We start from the raw sequence: 24,857 nt of genomic DNA, 5'->3' as shown, positions 1-24,857 counted from the left end.
GCCTTATGGTGCGCTGGATCGCACCGCGCCGTGGCCGCGCGCTGGGGTCGCCGCCGGGTAGCGGCGGTCCCGCGGGGGGATGCTGGACGGCGTCCGGCCGGGCGTTCGCCCGGGTGCTTCGCACCGGACCGGTCGCGGTCGCCCGGCGCTTCGCACCGGACCGGTCGCGGGCGTCCGGAATCCGGACGGCGTCACCGGGACGAGTGGAAACCGGGGCGTTCCGGAACACCCACCCGGACCGGGGCGTCGAACATGGCAGAAGCGCCACACAGCATGCACTACCGGGATCGGACACCACCGCTTCCCGGTCGGAACTGATCGTTTCGAGTCGGCTCAGGAGGCCCGTCAGCGGGCGTCCGAGGGCTCCGAAGGGGGTGCCGCACCGTATGGCCGCTGCCGACACCGCGCGCGCACACGCCCAGGCCGTCCTGCGGATCCGCGGACTGGCCCTGGCCACCGCCGCCGTGCCCGCCGCCGTCGCGGTGGTCCTGCTGGCCGGCCGGTTCACCGGCCGGATCGGCGCGCCCGGCGCCTCCGACGCGGCCGGCTGGGACGTCGCCCGCTGGGCGGTCGGCGCGGTCGCCGCGCTCGCCCTCCTGGTGGCCGGCCTGGCCGCCCGCGCCTACCGCCGGGCCGTCCCGCCGCGCACCCCGGCCGTCCCGCTGGAGCGCACCGAGGCCCCCGAGCTGTACCGGCTGATCGACGAGCTCGCCGACCGGCTGGACGTTCCGGCGCCCTCCGCCATCGCGCTCACCCCGGACTGCGACAGCTGGCTGGAGGACCTCTCGCCCGCGCACCCGCCCCGCCCCCGGCACGAGCCGCCCGCACCCGTCCTCGTGATCGGCTCGCCGTTCCTGTGGTGGATGCGGGCCGACGAGCTCCGCGCCCTCCTCGCGCCCGTCGTGGCCGGCACCGCCGCCGCCGCGGACCCGGAGATCGCCGCCGCCCGCCGCTTCCTGCGCAGCCTCGACGCCAGCCTGGACACCGGCCCGTCCCCGGCCGGGCTCGGCGGCGCCGTCCTGGCCGGCCCGCCCCGGGCGCCGCGCCGCGGCCCGGCCCTGCTCACCGACCGGATCACCCGCCGCCTCCTCGGCGCCTGCCGCGGCCACGCGGCCGAGCTGGAACGGTCCGTCGCGAGCTGGGCCTCCGAGCAGGCCAGGACGGTCGACTACGGCCTGCGGATCGCCGCCCAGGAGCAGGTCGGCCTCGCCTACGCCGGCTGGGACCGCCTGCTCACCCGGGTCGCGCTGCCCGCCTGGCGGCTCGGCCGCCACCCCGCGCACCTCAACGCCGGCGTGGTCGCCGCCCTCACCGAGCTGTCCCGGCGCGACCGGCTGGCCGACGGCTACGGGACCCGGCTCGGCGACCGCCCCGCCTGCGACCTGCTGGAGGAGCCCGGCACCGTCGACCGGGCGGTCTCCCGGCTCGCCGCCGAGCTGTTCTTCGGCCACCCGGCCGCCGGCGCCTGGCACGAGGTGGAGTGGACCGACTACCCGGCCGACGTCGTGGACGCCGGCTGGCGGGCCCGCGCCGCCGCCCTGCAGAGCGCCCTGGACCGCCTCGCCCCGCAGGCCCGCCCCGGCGCCCCGACGCTCACCCGGCTGCTGGTCCGCCTCGCCGAGGGCGACGGCGAACAGCTGGCCGCCGCCCTCGCCGCCGAGCTGGCCCGCACCACCGCCCCGGCCCCGCTGCTCGAACCCGTCCGCAGCGGCCGCGACCTGCTGGTCGACCACGTCACCGCGATGGTCTGCTGCGCCGCCGTGGACACCGCGGGCGCCACCCCCGGCCTGGACTGGCTGGACGGCCCCGTCCTGCTGATCCGCGGCGTCCGGCGCACCGACCTCGCCGCGCCCGTCGCCCAGGCCGTCGAGCAGGGCCAGGACGGCCCGCTGCGCGCCTGGCTCGACGCCACCGACGTCCGGCTGGAGAAGCCCGTCCGGCTCTGATCGACAGCGGCGCTCGGCCGTCCTCCACGCGCCCCCGGCCGGGCCCGGGGGCGACCGTCTCCGCAGGCCGGAGGGCCCGGCATCGGCGGGCCCGAGATTGTCGCCACCAATTGCTACCGCGGGGTGACGCTGCGCCAGCACTGTGTGGTGTATTAGACCGCACGCACATCCGGGGGGCACGTGCCGGGCCGGAGGGGAGTCCACCTGGGAGGGGCGCGTGGGTACCGAACTCAACCGCCGCTGGGAGTCCGGAACGCTTGCCTACAGCGCCTCCGACCCCTTCGGCCAAGGCCCGCTGCCCTGGCTGCGCAGCCCCGACGAGTACCTGGCCGACCTGGCCGACGCCGAGGGCACCGTGCCCTGGTACGTGTCCGTGGACGCCCCCGGCCAGCGCCCGCTGGCCGCCGGCGCCCGGCCCAGGCCGCCGGTCGGCACCCCGCGCAGCGCCGACGACGTCGTCCAGCAGATCAAGGGCTTCGCCTCCGCCGGCGTGATCCGCCCCGGCGGCTCGGTGGACTTCCGGGTCACCGTCAACCCGCCCCGCGAGTTCACCGTGGACGTCTACCGGATCGGCCACTACGGCGGCGACGGCGCCCGCCACATGACGTCCAGCCCGCTCATCGCCGGCCTCGCCCAGCCCGCCCCGCTGGTGGTCGGCCGGACGGTCTCCTGCCACCACTGGTGGCACTCCTGGCGGCTGCAGATCCCCACCCACTGGCGGCCCGGCGCGTACGTCGCCGTGCTGACCACCGCGGACATGCTGCACCGCAGCCACATCCCGTTCACCGTACGGGACTTCGAGGACCAGGAGCACGCCGCCGAACTGCTCCTGGTGGTCCCCGACGTGACCTGGCAGGCCTACAACCTGTTCCCCGAGGACGGCCGCAGCGGCGCGAGCCTCTACCACGCGTGGGACGGCCAGGGCGGGCTGGTCGGGGAGGCGGAGGCGGCCGTCACCGTCTCCTTCGACCGCCCGCACGCCACCGCCGGGCTGCCGCTGCACGTCGGCCACGCCTACGACTTCATCCGCTGGGCCGAGCGCTACGGCTACGACCTCGCCTACGCGACCGCCACCGACCTGCACGCCGGCCTGGTCGATCCGGCCCGGCACCGGGCGCTGGTCTTCCCCGGCCACGACGAGTACTGGTCCGAGCCGATGCGCCGCGCCGCCGAGCGGGCCAGGGACGGCGGTACCTCGCTGGTCTTCCTGTCCGCCAACACCATGTACTGGCGGGTCGAGCTGACCGCCGCCGCCTCCGGCGAGCCCAACCGGCTGCTCAACTGCCGCAAGCGGCAGAAGGTCCGGCCGGGCAGTCCGGCGGCCGGTGCGCCCGGCGCCGCGAGCGCCCTGTGGCGGGACGCCGGCGAGCCCGAGCAGCACCTGCTCGGCGTGCAGTATTCGGGCCGGGTCGCCGCGCCCGCCCCGCTGATCGCCCGGCACACCGCGCACTGGCTGTGGGACGGCACCGGCCTCCAGGAGGGCGACGAGGTGCCCGGCCTGGTGGCCGGCGAGGCCGACCGTTACTACCCGAAGGTGGCGCTGCCCGAGAACACCGAGCGCGTCCTGCTGGCCCACTCCCCGTACCGGGACCTCGCCGGCCGCACCCGCTACCAGGAGACCTCGCTCTACCGCGCGCCCAGCGGCGCGTACGTCTTCGCGGCGGGCACCTTCGCGTGGTCGCCCGCGCTGGGCCGCCCCGGGCTCACCGACGAGCGCGTCCAGCGCGCCACCGCGAACCTGCTCGACCGGCTCTGCAAGAACGGGCCCTGAGCCCGGCGCCGCAAGGCCCGGGAGGCCGCCGGGAGCGTTCGTGAAAGACTGCGGGGGCAGTGACCTCCCCTTTCGCACGGCCTGGCCGCTGGACTGGTGGCCCACGCCCGTGAACGACCCCTGAGGACTGAGACACCTTGAGCGGATTTGTCACCAAGCCCGAGCCGGTCCAGGTACCCGGCCTGGTCCACCTGCACACCGGCAAGGTGCGCGACCTCTACCGCACCGAGTCGGGCGAGCTGGTCATGGTGGCCAGCGACCGGATGTCCGCCCACGACTGGGTGCTGCCGAACGAGATCCCCGACAAGGGCCGCGTCCTCACCCAGCTCTCCCTGTGGTGGTTCGAGCGGATCGCCGACATCGTGCCCAACCACGTGATCTCCACCGAGGTCCCGGTCGGCGCGCCCGCCGACTGGAAGGGCCGCACGCTGATCTGCAAGAGCCTGGACATGATCCCGGTCGAGGCGGTCGCCCGCGGCTACCTGGCCGGCTCCGGCCTGACCGAGTACGAGGAGAGCCGCACGGTCTGCGGCATCGCCCTGCCCGAGGGCCTGGTGAACAGCTCCGAGCTGCCCGCCCCGATCTACACCCCGGCGCTCAAGGCCGAGGTCGGCGAGCACGACGAGAACGTCCCCTACGAGGAGACCGCCCGCCGGATCGGCGTCGAGCTGGCCAACCAGGTCCGCCGCACCACCCTCGACGTCTACGCCCGCGCCCGGGACATCGCCCGCGACCGCGGCATCATCCTGGCCGACACCAAGTTCGAGTTCGGCCTGCTGGACGGCGAGCTGATCATCGGCGACGAGGTGCTCACCCCGGACTCCTCGCGCTACTGGCCGGCCGACGCGTACGAGCCGGGCCGCTCGCAGGCCTCCTTCGACAAGCAGCTCATCCGCGACTGGCTGGTCTCCCCGGCCTCCGGCTGGGACCGCTACAGCGAGGAGCCGCCGCCGGCGCTGCCCGCCGAGGTCGTCGAGCAGACCCGGGCCAAGTACGTCGAGGTGTACGAGCGCCTCACCGGCACCACCTGGGCCTGAGCCGCGCCCGGCCCGCGGGCACGAGGGTCGGTCGCCGCCACGCAGGCGGGAGTGTGCGGCCAGACCCTAGATCCAGCCGTGCTCGCGGGCGATCCGCACCGCCGCGTGCCGGTTCTCCGCGCCCAGCTTGGTGGCCGCCGAGGAGAGGTAGTTGCGGACGGTGCCCTGCGACAGCGCCGCCCGCGCGGCGATCTCGGCGATCGGGGTGCCGTCCGCGGCCAGCTCCAGGACGTCGGTCTCGCGCGGCGTCAGCGGCGTCTCGCCGGCGCTGATCGCGTCCGCGGCGAGCTCCGGGTCGACGTACCGGCCGCCGGCCCGGACGGTCCGGATGATCCCCGCCAGGTCGGCCGCCGAGACGGTCTTCGGCAGGAAGCCGCGCACCCCGACCTCCAGCGCCCGCTTGAGGTAGCCGGGGCGGCCGTGGCCGGTGACGATCATGCAGCGGCAGTCCGGCAGCAGCCGGCGCAGCTCGGTGGCCACCTCGATGCCGTCCAGACCTGGCATCTGGAGGTCCAGCACCGCGATGTCGGGCCGGTGCGCCTGGCCCATCGCGAGCGCCTCCGGGCCGGAGCCGGCCTGGGCGACGACCTCGATGTCGTCCTCCAGCGACAGCAGCGCGGCCAGCGCGCCCCGGATCAGGTGCTCGTCGTCGGCGAGCAGGACGCGGACGGGCGGGGTCTCGGTCATCGGTGGGCCTCCTCGGCGGTGACGGGGTTCACCGCGGTGACGGGGTTCACAGCGGTACGGCCGCGAGCATCCGGAAGGTGCCCGGTGCGGCCGTCGGGACGGTCAGCTCGCCGTCGTGGGCGGCCAGCCGCTCGCGGAGCCCGCGCAGCCCGGTGCCGCCGCCCTGGGAGGGCAGCGGGACCTCCGGCACGCCGTCGTTCTCCAGTTCCAGCACCGCCCGGCCGTCCTCCCGGCGCAGGCGGATCAGGCAGTGCGCGGCCTCGCTGTGCCGCAGCACGTTGGTGGTGGCCTCGCGGATCACCCAGCCGAGCACCGACTGGACCGGGGGCGGCAGCCGGTCCGCCTCGTCGCCGAGGTCGATCTCGCAGGTGACGTCGGCGGAGCGCAGCACCGCCCGGGCGCCGATCGCCTCGGCGTGCAGGTCGGCGGTGCGGTAGCCGCGGATGACGTCGCGGACCTCGCGCTGCGAGTCCTGGGCGATCCGCTGCACCTCGGCCATCTGGTCGGCGGCCTCCGGGCGCTCCCGGCGGGCGAGCTGGACGGCGAGCTCGCTCTTGAGCGCGATCGTGGTGAGGTTGCGGCCCATGACGTCGTGCAGGTCGCGGGAGAAGCGCAGCCGCTCCTCGGCGACGGCCAGCCGGGACTGCGCCTCGCGGGCGGCGTCCAGTTCCCAGACGACCGCGGTCACCCAGGCGAAGCTGCGGCAGCTGCCGATCAGGAAGCACGTGCCGATCGCCCCTCCGACCACCGTCCCGACCGTGGTGCCGGAGTCGATCCCGGCCAGCACCATCGCGGGGGCGATCAGCAGGAACAGTCCGAACCCGGTGACGAAGGCCTTGGGCAGGGAGAGGGCGACGGACGCCGGACCGGTCGCCGCGCCCACCAGGGCGGCGGCGACGACCGCGGTGAACGGCGGCGCGTGGGGGTTCACCGGCCCGCCGGTGGACGGGCCGAGCAGCAGGACGCTCCAGCAGCCGACCGCCGTCAGGACGACGTTGACGATCAGCCAGCGCCGGTACTCGGCGGGCCGCTTCAGGTAGTGGTCGAGCGCGGTGCGGTAGGCCCGGAGCGTGACCAGCGTGGAGGCGAGCGAGAGGACCAGCGAGACCTGGATGGCCGTCCCGTAGTGCGGGAGGTTCGAGGGGGAGGCGCTGACCAGGAGGTTGATCGGCAGCATCATCCACGCCATCAGGTACAGCGACCAGCGGAAGTACAGCTCGGCGCGCTTCGGCTTGCCGTAGCCCTTCCAGCGGCGGATCGGCCCCCGGACCCCCATCGGATTTCTCCCCATTCGGTCACGATCGTGTCGCTGCCTTCTTATCAGAGGAGGTGGGGGGAGATGTCCTTCGGATTCCTGGAGCCGCCCGTCGGGGGATCCGCCGGGGGTTCCGTCGGGGGAGTCAGCGGCGGGACTCCCAGCGGAAGTACTTGACGGCTCCCCAGACCGCGAGGCCCAGCCACACGGCGCCCGTGACGAGGTACGGCGCGGCGGTGGCCCAGGTGCCGCCGAAGCCGGTCGCGGCGGCCGAGCCGTCGCCGCCCGTCCAGCCGATCCGGATCAGCTGAAAGCCCGGGGTGGTGGGCAGTACCCGGCAGAAGTCGGCCACCCGGTCGGGCATGACCTCCAGCGGGATGAACAGGCCGGAGCCGAACTGCGAGACCAGCAGGACGGGGAGGGTGGTGATGCCGGCCGTCTCGACGGTCTTGGTGAAGGCGCTGGTGAGCGCGGCCAGCGCCATCATCGTGCCGATGCTCAGGACCAGTCCGGCGGCCAGCAGCAGCGGGTTCACCGGGGCGCCGAGGTGCAGGAAGGCGGCGCCGCCGCCCGCGACGACCGCGCTCATCAGCAGCGCGAGGCTCACCGAGGGCACCGCCGTGCCGGCCAGGACCTCCAGGTCCCGGGCCTCGCCGGTGCGCAGCCGCTTGAGCACCAGCTCGTTGCGGCGGCCGACGTACGCGGCGGTCAGGTTGTAGTAGACGACGAAGGCCAGGATGCCGCCGACGGTGCCGACGATCAGCAGCGTGTCGACGTCCAGGCCGGGGTGGGACGAGGCCTGCTGCTTCAGTATGCCGCGGCGGCTGGCGATCATCAGCACCGGCAGCAGCAGGGCGGTGAACAGCGCCGAGCGGTTGCGCAGCAGCAGGGTGGCCTCGGAGCGGCCGAGCGAGGCCAGGCGGCGCAGGGCGGTGCTCCGCGGGCCGACGGCGGCGGGGGAGGCGGGGGCGGCGCTGGTGGGGACGGCGGTGGTCATCGGGCGGATCCGATCAGGCGGCGGGAGGTGCGGGAGGTGCGGGAGGTGCGCGAGGCGGGGGCGGGCGGCTGCGGCTCGTCCTGGTGGGCGGCCTCGGAGGCGATCGCGAGGAAGGCCTCCTCCAGCGAGGCGCTGCGGGCATCCAGGGCGCCGAGCTCGACGCCGTGGTGGTGGGCCCAGCCGAGCAGCTCGTGGAGGTCCCGCTGGAGGGCGGAGGTCTGCACGGTGACCTTGCGGCCGTCGACGGTGACCTCGGCCCCGGCCAGCAGCGGGAGCGAGGCGCCGGTGAACGCGGGCAGCTCGAAGCCGATCCGGGACGGCCGTCCGGCGATCACCTCGGCGACGGTGCCGGTGGTGACCACCCGGCCGCCGTGCATGATCGCCAGCCGGTCGGCCAGCTCCTCGGCCTCCTCCAGGTAGTGCGTGGTGAGCAGCACGGTGGTGCCCTGGGCGCGCAGCTCGCGGACCAGCCGCCAGACGGCGGCGCGGGCCTCCGGGTCGAGGCCGGTGCTGGGCTCGTCCAGGAACAGCACCTCGGGCCGGCCGAGCAGGGCCATCGCGAGGTCGAGCCGGCGGCGCTCGCCCCCGGACAGCTGCTTGACCCGCACGTCGCGCCGGTGGCCGAGGCCGACCAGCTCCAGCGCCTCCTCGACCGGACGGGCACCGCTGGTCAGGCCGGACCACGTGCGGCCGGTCTCGGCGACGGTGAGCTCGCCGGGGAAGCCGCCCTCCTGGAGCATGATCCCGATCCGCGGGCGGAGCGCGTCGCGCTCCCGGTACGGGTCGTGGCCGAGCACCCGGACGGTGCCGCCGCTGGGCGCGGCCAGGCCCTCGACGAGCTCCATGGTGGAGGTCTTGCCGGCCCCGTTGGTGCCGAGCAGGGCGAAGAGCTCGCCGCGGCCGACGGTCAGGTCGACGCCGCGGACGGCGTGGTAGCCGGTGGTGCCGGAGCCGTAATGGCGCTGGAGGTCGGTGACCTCGATCACGGGGCCGGAGGAGCCGGCGGGCTGGCGCGTTTCCATGGCTCCAGCCTTCCGCCGCCCGGCCCGCGCGGTCAGTGCGCGCCGTCATCGGAAGGGGATGCGGATCCACGGGTCGGCGATGACAAATGTCATCGGTCACCGGCCCGGCCGGCGCGCTGGGGAAATGCCGAAGGGCCCCCTCGATCGAGGGGGCCCTTCGTTTCGGAGCGGACGACGAGATTCGAACTCGCGACCCTCACCTTGGCAAGGTGATGCTCTACCAACTGAGCCACGTCCGCAGGTCAAACTATTGAGTTGTGCTGTGCTCGCGCACTGCGAGCGGACGACGAGATTCGAACTCGCGACCCTCACCTTGGCAAGGTGATGCTCTACCAACTGAGCCACGTCCGCATGGTGCCTGGTGGGGCACCCGCCGCCTCTTCGGATCTCTCCGTTGCGGCGACGAGGAATACTCTACAGCATCGTTCGGGGTGGTCGCCCCACCCTTTCGGCGGGCAGGGCGACCGCGGGGCCGTCGGCTCGCGCCGGACGTCCCCGACGGGGTCAGTTCGCCTCGGCGAACGCCTCGTACACGTGCTTGGGGATGCGCCCGCGGGCCGGCAGCTCCATTCCGCGCGACTGGGCCCAGGCGCGGACCGCCGCCGGGTCGGGGGTCAGCGCGGTGCGGCGGAACGACTTTCCGGTGCGGCTCTGCCGCCGTCCGGCAGCGACGAACGGGGCGAGGGCCTCCCGCAGCTTTTCCGCGTTGTCCACGGACAGGTCGATCTCGTACGACTTCCCGTCGACGCCGAAGTGGACGGTTTCCGCGGCGGCGCCGCCGTCCAGGTCGTCGGAGAGCGTGACAACTACACGCTGTGCCATGGGTGTCAATCCTCTCGGGCAATTCGGCCTTCGGCGCGCGGGGTGCGCCCCGGGGCCTGATGTGCACCACTCGCGCAAGCGCATACGGGCAGGCCTGGTGGCCCGCCGGATACGCAGCACTTGCCGCGACAGGTGGCCCTATTCTGCACCCGAAGCTGGTCGAAATCGAAGAGTCCGGCATTCTTTTCCGGATATTCACGTCTCTTCGTGGGACTTGCGGATACCGGGGCGCGGGACGGGCGGTTCTGTCCCGGAGTGCCGTATTCGGGTGTTCTTCGGGGGTTCTCCGCCGGGCCGCCCAATCCGCTGAAATCGGGTGCCGGGGGTGGGGGCGGGGGCCGACGGATCCCTTGTGGCGTAAGGGTCCCGGGTCTACGCGCGTCGCTCTCCCCGGCCAGCAATCCCGCCCGAAACCACCGGTAGTCTGGAGTTCCCCCGCCTCACGAAGACACCACCGGGAGTGCCAGTGGCACGCGTCGTAGTCGACGTCATGCTCAAGCCGGAGATCCTCGACCCCCAGGGACAGGCGGTGCAGCGCGCACTGCCCCGTCTCGGATTCACCGGGATCGCCGACGTCCGCCAGGGCAAGCGTTTCGAGCTGGAACTGGAGGGTCCGGTCGACGACGCCGCGCTCGCCCGTATCCGCGAAGCCGCCGAGACCTTTCTCGCCAACACCGTGATCGAGGACTTCACCGTCCGGGTCGAGGAGGCGGCGAAGTGACCACCCGCGTAGGCGTCGTCACTTTCCCCGGATCCCTCGACGACCGCGACGCACAGCGCGCGGTCCGGCTGGCCGGCGCCGAGCCGGTCTCCCTCTGGCACCGTGACGAGGATCTCCACCAGGTCGACGCCGTCGTCCTGCCGGGAGGCTTCAGTTACGGCGACTATCTGCGCTGCGGGGCGATCTCCCGCTTCTCGCCGGTCATGACCACCATCATCGAGCAGGCCAAGCTCGGAATGCCGGTCCTCGGTATCTGCAACGGCTTCCAGGTGCTGTGCGAATCGCACCTCCTGCCGGGCGCGCTCACCCGCAACGACTCGCTGCACTTCGTCTGCCGCGACCAGAAGCTGCGGATCGAGAACGCCGGCACCGCGTGGACCCGGGATTACTCGGCGGGCCAGGAAATCGTGGTTCCGCTGAAGAACGGCGAGGGCCGCTTCGTCGCGGACGCGCACGTGCTGGACGAGCTGGAGGCCGAGGGCCGCGTGGTCGCCCGGTACCTCGCCCGCGGCAACGCCGCTGATGGGTACGGTAACCCGAACGGTTCGTACCGCGACATCGCCGGCATCACCAACGCCGCCGGCAATGTCGTCGGCCTGATGCCGCACCCGGAGCACGCCGTGGAGCCGCTCACCGGTCCGACCACCGAGGGCCTGGGCTTCTTCACTTCCGTCCTGAAGCAGCTGGTGAACGCCTGATGAGCCTCGACACCGTCAAGAACGCCGAGCAGACTCCGGACGCGGCCCAGCCGTGGGCCGAACTCGGCCTCAAGGAGGACGAGTACGCGCGGATCCGGGAGATTCTCGGCCGCCGCCCCACCGGGGCGGAACTCGCCATGTACTCGGTCATGTGGTCGGAGCACTGTTCGTACAAGAGCAGCAAGGTCCACCTGAAGCAGTTCGGCGAGAAGAAGCCCGATTCCGACGCGATGCTCGTCGGCATCGGCGAGAACGCCGGTGTGGTGGACGTCGGCCAGGGTTACGCGGTCACCTTCAAGGTCGAGTCGCACAACCACCCGTCGTACATCGAGCCCTACCAGGGCGCGGCCACCGGCATCGGCGGCATCGTGCGCGACATCCTCGCGATGGGCGCCCGCCCGGTCGCCGTCATGGACCCGCTGCGGTTCGGCGCGGCGGACCACCCGGACACCCGGCGCGTGCTGCCCGGGATCGTCGCGGGCATCGGCGGCTACGGCAACTGCCTGGGCCTGCCGAACATCGGCGGCGAGGTCGTCTTCGACTCCTGCTACCAGGGCAACCCGCTGGTCAACGCGCTGTGCGTGGGCGTCATGAAGCACGAGGACATCCACCTCGCGCAGGCCTCCGGCGCCGGCAACAAGGTCATCCTGTACGGCGCCCGCACCGGTGGCGACGGCATCGGCGGCGTCTCGGTGCTGGCCTCCGAGACCTTCGACGACACCAAGCCGGCCAAGCGCCCGGCCGTCCAGGTCGGCGACCCGTTCCAGGAGAAGCTCCTCATCGAGTGCACCCTGGAGATCTTCGGCGAGAAGCTCGTCAAGGGCATCCAGGACCTCGGCGGCGCCGGTCTGTCCTGCGCCACCAGCGAGCTGGCCTCGGCCGGCTCCGGCGGCATGCGGGTCGACCTCGACACCGTGCACCTGCGCGACAACACGCTCTCGCCGGAGGAGATCCTCATGAGCGAGTCGCAGGAGCGCATGTGCGCGATCGTCGAGCCGGACAAGGTCGCCCGCTTCCTGGAGATCTGCGAGAAGTGGGACGTCATCGCCAACGTCATCGGTGAGGTGACCGACGGCGAGCGCCTGGAGATCTTCTGGCACGGCGAGCTCGTCGTCGACGTGCCGCCGCGCACCGTCGCCCACGAGGGCCCGACCTACCAGCGCCCCTACGCCCGCCCGAGCTGGCAGGACGCGCTGCAGGCCGCCGCCCCCACCGCCGAGCGGCTGGCCCGCCCGACCACCGGCGAGGGCCTCAAGGCCGACCTGCTGAAGGTCGCGAGCCACCCGAACCAGGCCTCCAAGTCCTGGATCACCGACCAGTACGACCGCTACGTGCTCGGCAACACCGTGCTCTCGCACGGCGAGGACTCGGGCATGATCCGGATCGACGACGAGACCAACCTCGGCGTCTCGGTCGCCACCGACGGCAACGGCCGCTACGCCAAGCTGGACCCGTACACCGGCGCCCAGCTGGCCCTCGCCGAGGCCTACCGCAACGTCGCGGCCGGCGGCGCCAAGCCGCTCGCCGTCTCCGACTGCCTCAACTTCGGCTCCCCCGAGGACCCGGACGTCATGTGGCAGTTCGCCGAGGCCACCCGCGGCCTGGCCGACGCCTGCCTGACCCTCGGCACCCCGGTCACCGGCGGCAACGTCTCGCTGTACAACCAGACCGGCGAGGTCGCCATCCACCCGACCCCCGTGGTCGCGGTGCTCGGCGTCATCGACGACGTGACCCGCCGCACCCCGGTCGCCTTCGCCGAGGAGGGGCAGCTGCTCTACCTGCTCGGCGACACGGCGGACGAGCTCGGCGGCTCGGCCTGGTCCCAGGTCGTCCACGACCACCTCGGCGGCCTGCCGCCCAAGGTCGACCTGGAGCGCGAGCGGCTGCTCGGCGACATCCTGATCGCCGCCTCGCGCGACGGCATGATCGACGCCGCGCACGACCTCTCCGACGGCGGCCTCGGCCAGGCGCTCGTGGAGAGCTGCCTCAAGGGCGGCCACGGCGCGCGGATCATCGTGCCCGAGGGCACGGACCCGTTCGTGTTCCTGTTCTCCGAGTCGGCCGGCCGCGCCGTCGTGGCGGTGCCGCGCAGCGAGGAGCTCCGGTTCAACGACATGTGCACCGCCCGGGGCCTGCCGGCCACCCGGATCGGTGTCGTGGACGGCGACAGCATCGACGTCCAGGGGCAGTTCAGCGTGACGCTGGCCGAGCTGAAGGACGCCCACACCGGCGTCATCGAGGCCCTGCTGGCCTGACGCGGCGTCTCGAGGGGCGGGCGGTTCGTTCTGAACCGTCCGCCCCTGGGCGTATCTTGAGCCGCATGCCTCCCAAGTCCCGCACGTACCAGCCGCAGAAGGTCCGCGCCGCGCTCGCCGCCCAGACCGGGGCGCTGCGCACCGCCGTGTCCGGCCTCACCGCGGAGCAGCTGAACCTGCCGACCAGGGTGGGCGAGTGGACGGTCCGGGAGCTGCTCGCGCACCTCGCCGTCCAGCTCGACTACGTCCCCGCGCACCTGGACGATCCGCTCCAGGGGCGCCCGCCGCTGGACCTGACCGGGTGGGTGGCGGCCGTCGGAACGGTCGCGCCGCTGCTGGACGAGCAGGCCAGGGAGCACGCCGCGGCGGACTTCGCCGGGGCCCCGGCCGCGGTGGCGGAGGCCTTCGGGCGCGCCGCCGACGCGCTGACCGGGCTGCTGGAGCGGCCCGAAGCCGCCGACCCGGACCGGCGGTTCGAGATCGGGCTCGGCTCGATGACGCTCGCCGACATGCTGGTCACCCGGCTCGTCGAGACGGTCGTGCACGCCGACGACCTGGCCGACGCCCTCGGCCCCGAGGCCTTCCCGCACGACCGCCAGGCCGTCGCGGCCGTCACCCGGCTGCTCGCCGACGCCCTGGCGGCCCGGGCCCCCGGCGGGGCGGTCGAGCTGCGGATCCCGCCGTACGCCGTCGTGCAGGCCGTCGAGGGGCCGCGGCACACCCGCGGCACCCCGCCCAACGTGGTCGAGACCGACCCGCTGACCTGGATCCGGCTCGCCACCGGCCGCACCGCCTGGGCCGCGGCGCTGGACGCCGCCGCGGTGTCGGCCTCGGGCGAACGCAGCGACCTGAGCGCGTACTTGCCGGTCCTCGGCTGACCCGTCCAGCAGGGCTACGTCAGCCGGCCGGCCCCGATCCCGGCGGCGACGCGGGTGCCGGTCGGTGCTCAACGCCGGTACGGGACCGCCGGGTTCACGGCACCGAGGGCCCGCCCAGGTACGTACCGTCCGCCGAGTACGGCCAGGCGTTGGGGGTGCAGCCCTTGAGCCCGTAGATCTGCTGCATCATCGCGGGCGCGGGCTTGCCCGGGCCGGGGCAGGTCTCGTGGCCGTGGCCGATCCGGTGGCCGACCTCGTGGTTGACGATCAGTGCCCGGTACTCGTCCAGCGGGCCGTCGAACTGTGGTGAACCGGTGTTCCAGCGCTTGGAGTTGACGATCACCTGGCTGCCGACGTCGCAGTTCACCTCGCCGTGAGTGTCCAGTCCCGCGGCGCCGCAGAGCCGGTCCGCGGTCGCGGGCGAGGCGATCTTCACGGTGAAGTCGTACTGGCCGCTCGCGACCAGCTGGAAGCCGTTCTTCCGGTCGGCGGTCCAGCCGCGCCGGTCGCCGAGGATGCCGTGGATCTGGGTGGCGGCGGCCGTCGGGTCGATCCCGATGCCGTCCTCGACCTCGACCCGGTAGCGCCGGACGTTGCCCTTCCCGACCGCCTGGGCGGTGGCGGGGGCGATCGTGAACGTCCCGTCGCCCTTGGCGGGGCCCGGGTCGGGCGCGGTGGGGGTCGGCGTGGGTGTGGGCGTCGGTGTCGGCGTGGCCGTGGGTGTCGGGGTGTCCGCCGGGGTGGGCGCGGGCGTCGGACCGGAGGCGCTCAGCTCGGCCGACGGCACGACCCGGGCCTGCGCCGTCGGGCCGGTCGCGGGCGCGGCGGAGTGGCGGTCCATCAGCACGACGACTGCCGTGGACAGGACGGCCACGGCGGCGACGAGCGCCACGAGGAGCGCGGGGCCCATACGGCGCCGCGGCGGACGGCGTCTGCGGCCGGCGCTGGCGCGCTTGCGCGGGGCGGTTCGAGCTGCGGGCACCTCGACACCCTGACATGGAGAACGGGTGAATGTCCATATACCCGGTATGCAACTCCCCGCCCGGTCCGATCATCCGACGACGGTTGACCCCAGCGGCTCGGATGGCAGACTGCACTCCATGGCGATCCACAGGAACCTTCTCGACGGCCCCGAACCGACCCTCCTGCCGGAGGACGAGCAGCCCTACCGCATGCTCGCGGAGGAGTCGGCCTCGCCGACCCAGGTCGCGGCCGACTTCCCGACGTTCTGCCTGGCCTGGGCCATGCTCGCCGACGACGCCTACGCGGCCGGCCGCTACGTCGAGTCGTACGCCTACGCCCGCACCGGCTACCACCGCGGCCTGGACGCGCTGCGCCGCAACGGCTGGAAGGGCCACGGGCCGGTGCCGTGGGAGCACCGCGGCAACCGCGGCTTCCTGCGCTGCCTGGCGGCGCTGGCCCGCGCGGCCGGCGCGATCAAGGAGACGGAGGAGGAGAGCCGCTGCTGGCAGTTCCTGAAGGACAGCAGCGAAGAGGCGTACGAGGCGCTCAAGCAGTAGCCGCCCCCCCCCGATACGAGAGTGCCCCCGGTGGACGGACCACCGGGGGCACCGACGTTCACGCCGCCGGGATCGGCGCCGCTACCGGGCTCACTTCAGGCGGTTGCCTGCCGAGCGCAGCTGCTGCGCGGCCTCGACCACGCGGGAGGCCATGCCGGCCTCGGCCAGCTTGCCCCAGGTGCGGGGGTCGTAGGTGTTCTTCTTGCCGACCTCGCCGTCGACCTTCAGCACGCCGTCGTAGTTCTGGAACATGTGCGCCGCGACGGGGCGGGTGAAGGCGTACTGGGTGTCGGTGTCGAGGTTCATCTTCACGACGCCGTTCTCCAGCGCGGTGGCGATCTCCGCGGCGGTCGAGCCCGAGCCGCCGTGGAAGACGAAGTCGAACGGGTCGGTCTTGCCGTACTGCTTGCCGATCGCGTCCTGCAGCTCGCGCAGCAGCTCCGGCTTCAGCACGACGTTGCCCGGCTTGTACACGCCGTGCACGTTGCCGAACGAGGCGGCCAGCAGGTAGCGGCCCTTCTCGCCCAGGCCCAGCGCCTCGGCGGTGCGCACGGCGTCGTTGACGGTGGTGTACAGCTCGTCGTTGATCTCGTGGGTGACGCCGTCCTCCTCGCCGCCGGTCGGGGTGATCTCGACCTCGAGGATGATCTTGGCGGCGGCGGCCTGGGCCAGCAGCTCCTGGGCGATCGCCAGGTTGTCGGCCAGGGTCTCGGCCGAGCCGTCCCACATGTGCGACTGGAACAGCGGGTTCCGGCCCTTGGCGACGCGCTCGGCGGAGACCGCCAGCAGCGGACGGACGTAACCGTCCAGCTTGTCCTTCGGGCAGTGGTCGGTGTGCAGCGCGACGGTGATGTCGTACTTGGCGGCCACGATGTGGGCGAACTCGGCGAGCGCGACGGCGCCGGTCACCATGTCCTTGTTGTGCTGGCCGCCCAGGAACTCCGCGCCACCGGTCGAGATCTGGATGATGCCGTCGCTCTCGGCCTCGGCGAAACCGCGCAGCGCGGCGTGCAGGGTCTGCGACGAGGTGACGTTGATGGCCGGGTAGGCGAACTTGCCCGCCTTGGCCCGGTCCAGCATCTCGTTGTAGACCTCGGGAGTTGCGATGGGCATGCGATCCGCTCCTGTCGGGTTGCGGCGTACGGACGGTGATGTCCGACGCTGGGTACGCCTTCGTGACGACTCCGGGGTACCGGCCGCCGACGCGCGGCTCTGCGGTCCGGCACACCGGTACCAAGGTTCGGGGCGACCACCGCGGCAGACAACGAGGGTGTTTTGCGACCGCGGACCGGACGCCTGTGTCATCTTCCCAGACTCGTGCGCGCAGGTCAGCAGGAGCCCGCCAGTCGGAACGCCTCCCGGGGGGGCCGCGGGAAGGCGGTAGGGAGCCCGGGCGGAGTCCGCCGTCAAGGTACGACCGCTATCCTGCGCCCGTGGACTACAACCAGCTGGCCGTCAACCTGCTCGACGCCAAACAACTGATCTCGTCCCTCGGCGCCATCGGGCTTCTCGCGATTATCTTCGCGGAGACCGGCCTGCTGGTCGGGTTCTTCTTCCCGGGCGACTCGCTCCTGATCATCGCCGGCGTCGCCGCCTCGAACGCCGCCTCGTCGGTGCTCGGCGACGGCGCCAAGCTGCCGATCGCGCTCCTGCTCACCGGCGCCCCGATCGCGGCGATCGCGGGCGCCCAGCTCGGGCACCTGATCGGGGCGAAGGTCGGGCCCAAGATGTTCGACAAGCCCGATTCGAAGATCTTCCGCCGCGAGTACGTGATGAAGGCGGAGGAGTACTTCACCAAGTTCGGACCCGGCAAGGCCGTCGTACTGGCGCGCTTCATGCCGATCGTCCGCACCTTCCTCAACCCGGTCGCGGGCACCCTGGAGATGCCCGCCCGGACGTTCTTCCTGTGGAACGTCATCGGCGGCGTGCTGTGGACCGAGTCCATGCTGCTGATCGGCTACTTCTTCGGCGACGCACTCGCCCCGGTGATCGACAAGTACCTGATCCCGGCGGTGCTGCTGATCGTCCTGCTGTCGGTCTCGCCGATCCTCATCGAGGTCCTGCGGGAGCGCAAGAAGAAGAAGGCGGGCGGCGTCGAGGCCGCGGGCGAAGCCGCCCAGAGCGGCGGACGCCACCGGCGCGGCTGAGTCCGGACGGCCGGACGGCCGGACGGCAGAAGGGGCCCGGTCCTTGTTCCACGTGAAACACGTGGGACGGGACCGGGCCCCTCTCGCGTTCTGCGGGTTCGCGTTCTGTGGGTTACAGACCCAGGTCGGCCGCGGTGTAGGCGGTCACGTAGGGCAGGCCCTGCGCCTCGACGGCGGCGGCGCCACCGCGCTCGACGATCACCGCGACGCCGACCACCTCGGCGCCCGCCTCGCGCAGCGCCTCGACGGCGGTCAGCACCGAGCCACCGGTGGTGGAGGTGTCCTCGACCGCCAGCACCCGGCGGCCCTTCACGTCCGGGCCCTCGATCCGGCGCTGCAGCCCGTGCGCCTTGCCCGCCTTGCGGACCACGAAGGCGTCCAGCGTCCGGCCCTGCGCGGCGGCGGCGTGCAGCATCGACGCGGCGACCGGGTCGGCACCCAGGGTCAGCCCGCCGACGGCGTCGTAGTCCAGGTGGGAGGTCGCGTCCAGCATCACCCGGCCGACCAGCGGGGCGGCCACGCCGTCCAGCGTGATCCGGCGCAGGTCGACGTAGTAGTCGGCCTCCTTGCCGGAGGAAAGGGTGACCTTGCCGTGCACGACGGCCTTGTCCTTGATCTGTGCCAGCAGGGCGTCGCGGTCGTTGCTCATGAGCGTTCAGTCTAGGCCCTGCGGCCGGCCCCCTGCCCGCCAGGCAAGCCGCGGACACGCCCTGCGCCGGGTGGACGACGGGGGCTGAGACGACGGGGCTGAGGAAAGCCCCGACCCGGCGTCCTACTTGCGGCGCAGTGCCCGCACCAGCACCACGGCGCCGCCCAGCAGGGCGACCCCGCCGCCGATCACCCACGGCATCGCGCTGCGGCCGCCCGGGCCGGGCACGACGATCCCGCCGGCGTCGCCGCCCCAGCGGGACGCCGCGCGGGCGCGGGCGCTGCGGGCCGGCAGGGCGGGGGCGTAGCGGCCGCGCGGCGGGGCGTGGTCGACCTCCTCGGCGGAGCGGCCGACGATGCTGCGACGCACCGGGCCGGTCAGCGCGGGCTCCTCCTCGTACTCGAACGGCAGCTCGGCGGGCAGCTCCTCGGCCACCGCGTCCTCGTGCTCGTCGTCGCCGCCGGTGGGAAGGCCGAAGCGTTCGGCGTCGGCGTCGGAGAAGGCGATGAGGTCGGAGAGGTCGTCGTCGAGGTCGTCGCCGGGGTGGTCCTGGTGCTCCTCGATGAACACGACGCTGCCCTCGTCCTCCGAGCTCTCCGTGTCCGCCTGCGCCTCGGTCCCGGTCTCGGTTTCGGTTTCGTCGTCCGTCGCCTCGTCCGGGGAGACGAGAGCGGTGGCGAACCGGTCCAGCAGGCGGCGGCCGGTGGCGGCGAGGGTCTCGTCGTCGCACTCGGTGAGGCGGCCGGTGGCGCTCAGGTCGCCGGTGAAGCGGACCACGGAGGTGCCCTCGTCGGCCCCGGCCGTGACGCTCACCCGGACGGTGGCCGTCGCCTCGCCGGTGCCGCGGGCCTCCTGACCCTCGGCGAGGACGGTCAGCACGCCCTCGCGGCCCTCGATCAGCGACAGCACGCCCTTGTAGGTGATGGTGGAGCCGCCGATCCGCACCCGCAGCCGGCCCGCGATCTCCTCCGCCGGCCCACCGCCGACGGCCGTCGGCTCGGTGCTCAGCCCCGGGACACTCCGGGCCAGCACAGCCGGATCCTGCAGCGCCTGCCGCACCAGCTCGGCAGCCATCGGGACGACAACCTCATGCTCCATGCCACGGAGCCTACCGACCCAACCCCACCCGGTCCCCACCTACCGCCCACCCGGTTTCCCCCACCCCCACCAACCCCGCCCGCACAAGCGCCTCACACCCCCGCCGCCTCGGCCCCGCCGACCCATCCGCCCCCGGCCCGGTGGATGCCGCCGTCGGACCACAGCTGCGGCCCGACTGCCACCAGCCCGGTCACTCGCGCAGGTGCTCGTGCTGCTGCGCTTCTGCGCGGGAAGTCGACGTGGCCGACTTCCTGGGCGGTGCCCGCCAGCCGGTTCGCCGGCGTGTGGCGGCGCGGTGTCACTCGGCCGTCATCGGCAGGTTCCTGGCGGGGGCCGCCTGCGCGGGAAGCCGACGTGGCCGACTTCCTGCGCGGTGCCCGCCGGTCCGTTCGCCGGCGTGTGGCGGCCCGGTGTCGCTCCGCTGCCATCGGCAGGTTCTTCCCGGGGCTACCTGCGCAGGAAGTCGACGTGGCCGACTTTCTGTGCGGGGAGTGCCGGGCTGGTCCTTCTCGTCGGACCCTCCTCAGCGGGGGCCCAGCAGGCTCAGTGCGGCTGGGGGGTGTGGGGGGCGGAGGGCGGTGAGGTGGGTGGTGGAGGTGTGGAGGGTGGCGGGGGTGATGGCGCGGGGGGGGGGGGCGTCGGGGGCGAGGGTGAGGGGTGGCTCGGCTTCGGCGGCGAGGAGGAAGTGCTGGGTGCCCTCCGTCGCTCCGGTCCGGCAGCTCGCGGTGGCGGGGCCCTGGACGGCGTACGGGACGGTCCGCAGGCCGGCCGCCCGGAGCCCGGATTCGGTCTGCCACAGCCCGTGTGCGTCGGCGCCGGCGCGGACGGCGAGGCGGCCGCCGGGGGCGAGCAACCGGGTGGCGAGGCCGTAGAACTCCTGGGAGTGGAACTTGACCGGCCCGCCGTCGTCCGGGGCCGGCAGGTCGGCGAGGACGACGTCGTACGGGCGGTCGGCGGGGGAGTGCCGCAGCCACTCCAGGGGGTCGGCGGCGGTGGTGCGGACCCGGGGGTCGTCGAGGGAGTGCCCGGCGAGGGCGGCGAGGCCGGGGTCGGTGCGGGCGAGCGCGGTGAGGGCGGGGTCGGGCTCGACGACCTGTACGCCGCGGACCCCGCCGTGCCGCAGGACCTCCCGCAGGGCGAGTCCGTCGCCGCCGCCGAGGAGGAGCACGCGGGCGTCCGGTCCGGCGGCCATCGCGGGGTGGACGAGGGCTTCGTTGCCGCGGTACTCGTCGGGCCCGCAGACGGCGAGCCGGCCGTCGAGGTAGAGCCGCAGCGGGCCTTCGGCGGGCCCGGTGAGGACGATCTCCTGCTGGCGGCTGCGGGTGGCGTAGCGCACGTCGGCGCCGTAGAGCGCGTGCCGGGCGGCGTCCTCGATGGCGTCGGAGCCGGCGGCGGCGCCGGCGAGGAGGGCGAGGACGAGGCCGCAGGCGGCCCAGAGCAGCAGTCGTATCCGGGGGGCCGGTTCCTCCCGGAAGAGCCAGAGCACGACGGCGGCCCCGGAGACGGCGTTGACGGCGCCGGTGACGAGGGCACCGGTGCCCGGGCCGAGGCCGGGGAGGATGACGAACGGGAAGGCGAGGCCGCCGATGAGCGCGCCCACGTAGTCGGCGGCGAAGAGGTCGGCCGCGGCCCGGCCGGCGTCCTCGCGGCGGATGCGCTGGATGAGGGTCATGAGGAGCGGGATCTCGGCGCCGATGAGGATGCCGATCAGGCAGGTGAGGCCGACCATGGCGGGCTGGTAGCGGCCGGTCCAGGCCCAGCAGGAGTACAGGGCGAGGACGGAGAGCCCGCCGGTGAGGGCGAGGGCGCACTCGACGAGGGCGAAGGCGGTGGCGGGGCGGCGGGTGAGGCGTTTGGCGAGCAGCGAGCCGAGGCCCATCGCGAAGACCATGACGGAGAGCACGACCGAGGTCTGTGTGACGGTGTCGTCGAGCAGGTAGTCGCCGAGCGCGACGAGTTCGAGCTCGTAGACGAGTCCGCAGGCCGCGCAGACGAACGCGGCCAGCAGGACGGTGAAGCGGGCCAGCCGGGGGCGGGAGCGCAGCCGGGACCGGCGGCGGGCGGGCAGCGGGGTGAGGTTCCGCCCGGGCCGGGGTGGGCTGTCGTCGTCGAGGTCGACGCCCGGGTGCGTGGGCGGACCGGCTGGATGATTGATCACGAACAAACGCTAGGCGACGGGCGGGACGGATAGCTGCACCCATCCGACGGACTGTGCGGGACGCCCAGTTGACGAATCGTTCCTGCGTGCGATTCAAGGGCTATCGCAGGTTCGTCGCCGCCCGCCGGGCCGGTGTGGTTCACGGCTGCGCGACCACGAGCGACGAGCGGGTGCAGACCAGCTGCCCCTCCTGCGGGTAGGCGTGCCAGGTGCGCCAGAGCAGCCGGTCCGCGCCGCCCTGGGTGACCAGCGCGGTGAAGGCGCTCGGGTCGCCCGGGAAGATCCCGGCCAGGCCGCGCGGGTGGCCCTCGACGAGGGCCAGGAGCTCCTGGGCGCGGGCCGCGAAGTCGTGCGGCGGGAGCACCTCGATGCGGGCGGCGAACTCGTACTCCCAGCCGCCCACCTGTTTGGCCACCCGGGCGGGCAGCGGGGTGCGGCGGCCGGGCAGGCAGGCGACGGTCTCCAGGCACTCGCCCGGGCCGGCCGCGATGACCACCTGGTGCGAGGCGCCGAGCAGCCGCAGCTGGAGGGTGCCGGTCGTGCCGGCGCGGCCGTTGCCGTCGAGTCTCAGGTCGCGGACTGCGAGAGCGGGCAGCGGGTCGCCGCCCAGGCACCACGCCAGGTCACCGGCGCGGGTGTCCGTGTAGGAGGTCTGCAGTGTGGTGAGCATGCTCGGCTCCGCGTTTCAGCTCCGTGCGCGCCCACCGAAGCAGCAGCGACTAGGCCTAGGCGATGGCGAGGCTGTTCGTGGCTGTGCGGCCCTGGGCGCGGCCGACCGTGGAAGGAAGGATTCCGGCTGGAGATTCAGCAGCAGAGAAGCATGAATACGCCGGGTCCGTCGGTGATTTACCCAACTTTGTCAAGCATTCACCGTTTCGAGCACACCTGCTTCCCGGCTCTGATCGACCCGGTGTGCGAGTTTGCACAGCGTGCGCCCCATGCTCCGGGTTGTGCGCCGTGCGCGCGGGTTGTGCGCGGGCAGTGCGCCGGATGCGCCGCCGCCCGCCGGGTGGTGGATCCGGCGGGCGGCGGTGTGTGCCTGGGAGGCACGGGGGATTTCCCCTCGGACATCAGATTGCATCAACGATGCTTATATGGAAGGCGAGTTGACGAATCATCAGGATCATCGGGCCCATCGGGATCGTCGCCGGGAACGTCGTCGTCAGAGCCGCTGGAGCCGCGCGACCGCCTCGGTGAGCACGTCGTCCCGCTTGCAGAAGGTGAAGCGGACCAGGCTGCGCCCGGCGTCCGTGTTGTCGTAGAACACGGCGTTCGGGATCGCGACGACGCCGCAGCGCTCGGGCAGGGTGCGGCAGAACTCGATGCCGTCCTTCTCGCCGAGCGGCGTGATGTCGGTGGTGATGAAGTACGTGCCCTCGGGGCTGAAGACGCGGAAGCCGGCCGCGGAGAGCCCCTCGGCGAGCAGGTCGCGCTTGCGCAGCAGGTCGGCGCGGAAGGTGTCGAAGTACGCGTCGGGGAGGCCGAGCGCCTCGGCGACGGCGTACTGGAACGGGCCCGCGCTGACGTACGTCAGGTACTGCTTGGCGGTGCGCACGGCCGAGACGAGGGCCGGGGTGGCCGTCACCCAGCCGACCTTCCAGCCGGTGAAGGAGAAGGTCTTGCCGGCCGAGGAGATGGCCAAGGTCCGCTCCCGCATGCCGGGCAGGGCGGCGATGGGGTGGTGGGCGGCGCCGAAGACCAGGTGTTCGTAGACCTCGTCGGTGATCACCAGGAGGTCGTGTTCGACGGCGAGGGCGGCGATCGTCGCGAGCTCGTCGGCGGTGAGGACGGTGCCGGTGGGGTTGTGCGGGGTGTTGAGGAGCAGGAGACGGGTGCGCGGGGTGATCAGGGCGCGCAGTTCGTCCAGGTCGGGGCGGAACGAGGGCGCCCGGAGGGTGAGCGGCACGCGCGCGGCGCCGGCCATCGCGATGCAGGCGGCGTACGAGTCGTAGAACGGCTCGAACGCGATCACCTCGTCGCCGGGCTCCAGCAGCGCGAGCAGGGCGGCGGCGATGGCCTCGGTGGCGCCGGCGGTGACCAGCACCTCGGTGTCGGGGTCGTACGCGAGGCCGTAGAAACGCTGCTGGTGCTCCGCGATCGCGGCCCGCAGCTCCGGGACGCCGGGGCCGGGCGGGTACTGGTTGCCGCGGCCCTCGCGCAGCGCCCGTACGGCGGCCTCGCGGACCTCCTCGGGCCCGTCGGTGTCGGGGAACCCCTGGCCGAGGTTGATCGAGCCGGTGGCGGTGGCCAGGGCGGACATCTCGGCGAAGATCGTCGTTCCCATCCCGGCCAGTCGGCGGTTCAGCAGCGGCCTTGTTCCCATGCGGAAGGCTCCTCACACAGCTCGTCGTCGGAGCCATCCTGGGGTAGGCGGGGGCCCGGGACAAGGACGGCCCGCCACCGTGCGTGCGGTGGCGGGCCGTCCCAGACGTGCGGGGGAGGAGATCAGGCCTCGTCGGTGCCCTCGGGGGCCTCGCCCTTGCCGTCCTCGATGTCGTCCTGCAGGCCGAGGCGCTCGACGATCCACTGCTCGAAGCCGACCGAGGCCTGGGTCCAGTTGGCGGTGGTGGTGACGAAGTAGTCCAGGTTGACGCCGGTGCCGACGATCATCTGGGCCTCGCCGATCAGGCGGACCACGCCGTCCTCGTGCGTGTGGGTGTAGACCTTCGGCCAGAGGGTCTCGCGGTTCCACTCGTCGATCAGGTCGAGGATCTCGCCCTTCTTCTCCAGCGGGTACGCGCGGTCGTAGAACGCGCGCACCGCGAAGAGCTCCTTCTGCTCGCCGCGGAACATGTAGTAGACGCGGAAGCCCTCCCAGGGAGCGGTGAGGTCGCCCTCCTCGTCCACGACGTGCTTGAGCTGCATCTGGTCGAGCAGCTGGGTCACCAGGGCCTGGTCCGGGACGACGATCGGCGGCGGGCCGGCCGGCCGTCCCTGTCCGCCGGGCTGTCCGCCCTGGGGGACGCCGAACGACGGGATGGACGACGGGTCGATGCTCATGGGGTCCTCTTCCTCGGTGCACGTGGTGGCCGGCAAGAGAGGCCGCCCTTTCCACCTTCCATCCTGCCTCATCCGGGGCGCGCCTCACAGGGGTACCCGGCCGTCCGCCGATCTTCGTACCGGGCGGTGTACCGGCCCCTGGAGGTGGCGTTTCCCCTGCGTGCGGACGGGCCGCCGCCCCGGGGGAGCGGCGGCC

At 73.2% G+C, this 24,857-nt stretch carries 22 protein-coding genes and 2 tRNA genes; 9 read left to right on the top strand and 15 right to left on the bottom strand.

The window, feature by feature from the left end; all coding sequences use genetic code 11:
* Window positions 1-386 precede the first annotated feature (386 nt).
* The 3 genes from AB0O00_RS05085 (at window position 387) to AB0O00_RS05075 (ending at window position 4,754) form a co-directional block, all read left to right on the top strand.
* The gene (locus AB0O00_RS05085; RefSeq protein ID WP_363648711.1) at window positions 387-1,946 is read left to right on the top strand and encodes a hypothetical protein; all 1,560 of its coding nucleotides are present in this window, start codon (window positions 387-389) and stop codon (window positions 1,944-1,946) included.
* Window positions 1,947-2,163: 217 nt separating this feature from the next.
* A complete protein-coding gene (locus tag AB0O00_RS05080; protein ID WP_363648710.1) occupies window positions 2,164-3,717 on the top strand; it encodes a N,N-dimethylformamidase beta subunit family domain-containing protein in 1,554 nt (517 codons plus the stop codon).
* A gap of 137 nt (window positions 3,718-3,854) precedes the next feature.
* The gene (locus AB0O00_RS05075) at window positions 3,855-4,754 is read left to right on the top strand and encodes a phosphoribosylaminoimidazolesuccinocarboxamide synthase (protein ID WP_363648709.1); all 900 of its coding nucleotides are present in this window, start codon (window positions 3,855-3,857) and stop codon (window positions 4,752-4,754) included.
* A 66-nt stretch (window positions 4,755-4,820) separates the two neighbouring features.
* On the opposite strand, the gene AB0O00_RS05070 is transcribed toward AB0O00_RS05075, so the two are convergent.
* The 7 genes from AB0O00_RS05070 to AB0O00_RS05040 all read right to left on the bottom strand — a co-directional run bounded on the left by AB0O00_RS05070 (window position 4,821) and on the right by AB0O00_RS05040 (window position 9,537).
* A complete protein-coding gene (locus AB0O00_RS05070) occupies window positions 4,821-5,441 on the bottom strand; it encodes a response regulator transcription factor (protein WP_363648708.1) in 621 nt (206 codons plus the stop codon).
* Window positions 5,442-5,487: 46 nt separating this feature from the next.
* The gene (locus AB0O00_RS05065; protein ID WP_363648707.1) at window positions 5,488-6,717 is read right to left on the bottom strand and encodes a histidine kinase; all 1,230 of its coding nucleotides are present in this window, start codon (window positions 6,715-6,717) and stop codon (window positions 5,488-5,490) included.
* A 124-nt stretch (window positions 6,718-6,841) separates the two neighbouring features.
* Window positions 6,842-7,693 carry an ABC transporter permease gene (locus tag AB0O00_RS05060; protein WP_363648706.1) on the bottom strand — a complete coding sequence of 284 codons (852 nt, stop codon included), beginning with the start codon at window positions 7,691-7,693 and terminating at the stop codon, window positions 6,842-6,844.
* Window positions 7,690-8,715 (bottom strand): ABC transporter ATP-binding protein, encoded by a 1,026-nt coding sequence (locus AB0O00_RS05055; RefSeq protein WP_363648705.1) that lies wholly within the window; start codon window positions 8,713-8,715, stop codon window positions 7,690-7,692. Before AB0O00_RS05055 ends, AB0O00_RS05060 begins: the two co-directional genes overlap by 4 nt.
* 166 nt (window positions 8,716-8,881) lie before the next feature.
* A tRNA-Gly gene (locus AB0O00_RS05050) sits at window positions 8,882-8,954 on the bottom strand.
* Between the two features lie 39 nt (window positions 8,955-8,993).
* Window positions 8,994-9,066: transfer RNA gene (locus tag AB0O00_RS05045), tRNA-Gly, on the bottom strand.
* Between the two features lie 153 nt (window positions 9,067-9,219).
* Window positions 9,220-9,537 (bottom strand): Lsr2 family protein, encoded by a 318-nt coding sequence (locus tag AB0O00_RS05040; RefSeq protein ID WP_030304494.1) that lies wholly within the window; start codon window positions 9,535-9,537, stop codon window positions 9,220-9,222.
* A gap of 466 nt (window positions 9,538-10,003) precedes the next feature.
* Between AB0O00_RS05040 and purS the strand changes: the two genes are divergently transcribed.
* From purS to AB0O00_RS05020, 4 genes are all read left to right on the top strand, one after another.
* A complete protein-coding gene (gene purS / locus AB0O00_RS05035; protein ID WP_030278336.1) occupies window positions 10,004-10,258 on the top strand; it encodes a phosphoribosylformylglycinamidine synthase subunit PurS in 255 nt (84 codons plus the stop codon).
* Window positions 10,255-10,956, top strand: coding sequence for a phosphoribosylformylglycinamidine synthase subunit PurQ (gene purQ, locus AB0O00_RS05030; RefSeq protein WP_363648704.1), 702 nt, complete (start codon window positions 10,255-10,257; stop codon window positions 10,954-10,956). Before purS ends, purQ begins: the two co-directional genes overlap by 4 nt.
* Window positions 10,956-13,211, top strand: coding sequence for a phosphoribosylformylglycinamidine synthase subunit PurL (gene purL, locus AB0O00_RS05025; protein ID WP_363648703.1), 2,256 nt, complete (start codon window positions 10,956-10,958; stop codon window positions 13,209-13,211). Before purQ ends, purL begins: the two co-directional genes overlap by 1 nt.
* A gap of 65 nt (window positions 13,212-13,276) precedes the next feature.
* Window positions 13,277-14,089 (top strand): sterol carrier family protein, encoded by an 813-nt coding sequence (locus tag AB0O00_RS05020; protein ID WP_363648702.1) that lies wholly within the window; start codon window positions 13,277-13,279, stop codon window positions 14,087-14,089.
* Window positions 14,090-14,183: 94 nt separating this feature from the next.
* Here AB0O00_RS05020 and AB0O00_RS05015 read toward each other — a convergent pair whose 3' ends face one another.
* The gene (locus AB0O00_RS05015; RefSeq protein ID WP_363648701.1) at window positions 14,184-15,071 is read right to left on the bottom strand and encodes a DUF3152 domain-containing protein; all 888 of its coding nucleotides are present in this window, start codon (window positions 15,069-15,071) and stop codon (window positions 14,184-14,186) included.
* A 118-nt stretch (window positions 15,072-15,189) separates the two neighbouring features.
* Between AB0O00_RS05015 and AB0O00_RS05010 the strand changes: the two genes are divergently transcribed.
* The gene (locus AB0O00_RS05010) at window positions 15,190-15,609 is read left to right on the top strand and encodes a DUF3151 domain-containing protein (protein WP_363648700.1); all 420 of its coding nucleotides are present in this window, start codon (window positions 15,190-15,192) and stop codon (window positions 15,607-15,609) included.
* A gap of 90 nt (window positions 15,610-15,699) precedes the next feature.
* On the opposite strand, the gene fbaA is transcribed toward AB0O00_RS05010, so the two are convergent.
* Window positions 15,700-16,722 (bottom strand): class II fructose-bisphosphate aldolase, encoded by a 1,023-nt coding sequence (gene fbaA / locus AB0O00_RS05005; protein ID WP_363648699.1) that lies wholly within the window; start codon window positions 16,720-16,722, stop codon window positions 15,700-15,702.
* A 320-nt stretch (window positions 16,723-17,042) separates the two neighbouring features.
* On the opposite strand from fbaA, the gene AB0O00_RS05000 reads away from it, so the two are divergent.
* A complete protein-coding gene (locus AB0O00_RS05000) occupies window positions 17,043-17,756 on the top strand; it encodes a VTT domain-containing protein (protein WP_363648698.1) in 714 nt (237 codons plus the stop codon).
* Between the two features lie 112 nt (window positions 17,757-17,868).
* Here AB0O00_RS05000 and pyrE read toward each other — a convergent pair whose 3' ends face one another.
* The 6 genes from pyrE to AB0O00_RS04970 all read right to left on the bottom strand — a co-directional run bounded on the left by pyrE (window position 17,869) and on the right by AB0O00_RS04970 (window position 24,661).
* The gene (pyrE, locus tag AB0O00_RS04995) at window positions 17,869-18,405 is read right to left on the bottom strand and encodes an orotate phosphoribosyltransferase (protein WP_363648697.1); all 537 of its coding nucleotides are present in this window, start codon (window positions 18,403-18,405) and stop codon (window positions 17,869-17,871) included.
* A 123-nt stretch (window positions 18,406-18,528) separates the two neighbouring features.
* On the bottom strand, window positions 18,529-19,503 hold the full coding sequence (locus AB0O00_RS04990; protein ID WP_363648696.1) for a hypothetical protein: 975 nt from the start codon (window positions 19,501-19,503) through the stop codon (window positions 18,529-18,531).
* Window positions 19,504-20,026: 523 nt separating this feature from the next.
* Window positions 20,027-21,547 (bottom strand): polyamine aminopropyltransferase, encoded by a 1,521-nt coding sequence (locus tag AB0O00_RS04985; RefSeq protein WP_363648719.1) that lies wholly within the window; start codon window positions 21,545-21,547, stop codon window positions 20,027-20,029.
* A 253-nt stretch (window positions 21,548-21,800) separates the two neighbouring features.
* On the bottom strand, window positions 21,801-22,331 hold the full coding sequence (locus AB0O00_RS04980) for a DUF2617 family protein (RefSeq protein WP_363648695.1): 531 nt from the start codon (window positions 22,329-22,331) through the stop codon (window positions 21,801-21,803).
* A gap of 492 nt (window positions 22,332-22,823) precedes the next feature.
* A complete protein-coding gene (locus AB0O00_RS04975) occupies window positions 22,824-23,984 on the bottom strand; it encodes a pyridoxal phosphate-dependent aminotransferase (RefSeq protein WP_363648694.1) in 1,161 nt (386 codons plus the stop codon).
* 122 nt (window positions 23,985-24,106) lie between these two features.
* The gene (locus AB0O00_RS04970) at window positions 24,107-24,661 is read right to left on the bottom strand and encodes a YbjN domain-containing protein (protein ID WP_363648693.1); all 555 of its coding nucleotides are present in this window, start codon (window positions 24,659-24,661) and stop codon (window positions 24,107-24,109) included.
* Window positions 24,662-24,857 lie beyond the last annotated feature (196 nt).

It is taken from the genome of Kitasatospora sp. NPDC093558, assembly GCF_040683475.1.
Lineage (GTDB): Bacteria > Actinomycetota > Actinomycetes > Streptomycetales > Streptomycetaceae > Kitasatospora.
Note: the sequence above shows the minus strand (reverse complement) of the source record. Positions and strands in the feature narration are given on the sequence as shown.